General features: G+C 49.0%; 2 protein-coding genes. Both read right to left on the reverse strand.

Annotation, left to right across the window (positions count from 1 at the left end; genetic code table 11):
• Positions 1-1,086 (reverse strand): hypothetical protein (locus D6694_11315; protein RMH39312.1); only part of this gene is annotated, 1,086 nt, incomplete at its 3' end.
• A gap of 82 nt (positions 1,087-1,168) precedes the next feature.
• A complete protein-coding gene (locus tag D6694_11320) occupies positions 1,169-1,747 on the reverse strand; it encodes a hypothetical protein (protein ID RMH39313.1) in 579 nt (192 codons plus the stop codon).
• Positions 1,748-1,779 lie beyond the last annotated feature (32 nt).

Here is a 1,779-nt window from a genome sequence, read left to right on the forward strand (position 1 = left end):
AAAAAAATCGTAACCCTTTGCCCAGAGGATGGTTCCGTCGAAATCCATTCTTCCAATCATGACTGGCAGTTCGCCATAGGCGGTATAAATGAAAAGCACATCGTCATTTTTCCCCGGGATCGTGGTCAACTGAAAACAGGGAAAGTAGGGGGCGTGCAGTCGATAGGCCCATTCTATTTCGTAGTCATGGTTCAGTTTTGCGATAAAGCCTTCGGGATTGGCGTCAAGGGGGTTCTCGAAATGGTGTCCCGGATCAAGGATTCGCCCGGAAAGCAGGAAAGCATCCTCGTCGGGCAGGTAGTGCAAAAGGATGTTTCTGGGCCTGGAGGCAAAACTGTGATATAGCGGAAAGCGGATACCCTGCAGGAAATTGCCTTGCGGATCAAGTTTCATGAGGAAAAGCGGGCTTTGTGCAGGTGGAGCAGTGAAATAGCCTGCAAAGTGTAGCATGCCCTCGTTGTCAATTGTATAATCGGTGGGGAAGCCATGGCTCAGCGTGATGTCTTGAGGCAGGTATTTTTTTGCCCACAAGACAGAATCCTGAACAAAATCCCACAGAGCCACGACGGGCACTCTTCGCGCCGAGGCATTTTGCAGCGTATCGTAATCGCCATAGGTGCACAGAGCTTTGGACGGGTCAAGGAACCCCATGGCAGCACCAGTGGTCCATGTATGAAGTTGAAGCCATCTGGCATTGATCAGATTGAGCGCCTGGTCAAGAATGAAAACCACACCACATTTGTTTTCGGGGGTATCTTCTTCACAAAATTGCAGGCTTTGGGAAAACAGGATTTTGCCAAACCCGCTTTTTATTGCTGTCGTGTATAGTGGTTGATTATCATTCAAAATGAATTGAATATTCTGAATATTTTTCCCCTGCTCATTAAAAATATGTAAATCACACGAAGCAAAGTCCCTGGAATCCACAGCAAAAAAAGAATCCAAAAAAGCCATTTGGTTTACACCGGCAGGATTGAAAGATGCGTCTTCTCCATTCTGCTGGTAATAAGCTTTGAGGAAGGTGGTTTGACTCCATGACCAAATAGCAAACAATTGAATTATAGCAACGGTAGCGACTATTCTCATGACAAAAAAGCAGTTTGAAAAAGAGCGGGGCACACAGTGCCGACAGTCAGGCGCTGTATGCCCCATAAATTGTGGTGTGTGCTCAGAATGTTTTTTTTACCGGCGGTTCTCCGGGCGTCGGTCCCTGTTTGCAAGGATTCGGTTCATCGCTGGTTCGGCTTCTGCAAATATACTGCCGCAAGAAAGTAGCTGTGCTGCTATTCCAGTCAATGTCATTTGCTTCGGAAAAAGCGAAGTCATCCCAAACCTGTGAATCGGGCGAAGCATCCTTGCCATGTGCAAAACAACGAACCGTGACATGCACGGTAAAGTTCGGATCAAAACTGATCAGTTGAAACCGTTCGCAATCCGCTTCGTCCCAGGTGCCGGGCAGATCGATAAAAGGAGTCGGGAAATCGCCTTGTTGACCGGTGGTGATATTAAGCCATACACCGTTTACGCCATCTAACGTAAAATCGAATTCATCTATATAATCTGGCATGAGGAATTCTGGAGCCCCACCGCCATCAACTCCCAGAATACTCATCTGGCACTGGCACTCCTCCTGCACATCTTCCGGATTGCCCTGCGGGGCGCCTGCGGCAAGGGGTGGCGCCGGTTCGGGCGGCGGTATGGCTTCAGGCGTGCAGGCCCAAAGGCCGAAAATCAGTGCGCACAACAAGCTGGCTACAGCGGGGGGGGGTAAACTGCAAA

Source organism: Gammaproteobacteria bacterium (assembly GCA_003696665.1).
Lineage (GTDB): Bacteria > Pseudomonadota > Gammaproteobacteria > Enterobacterales.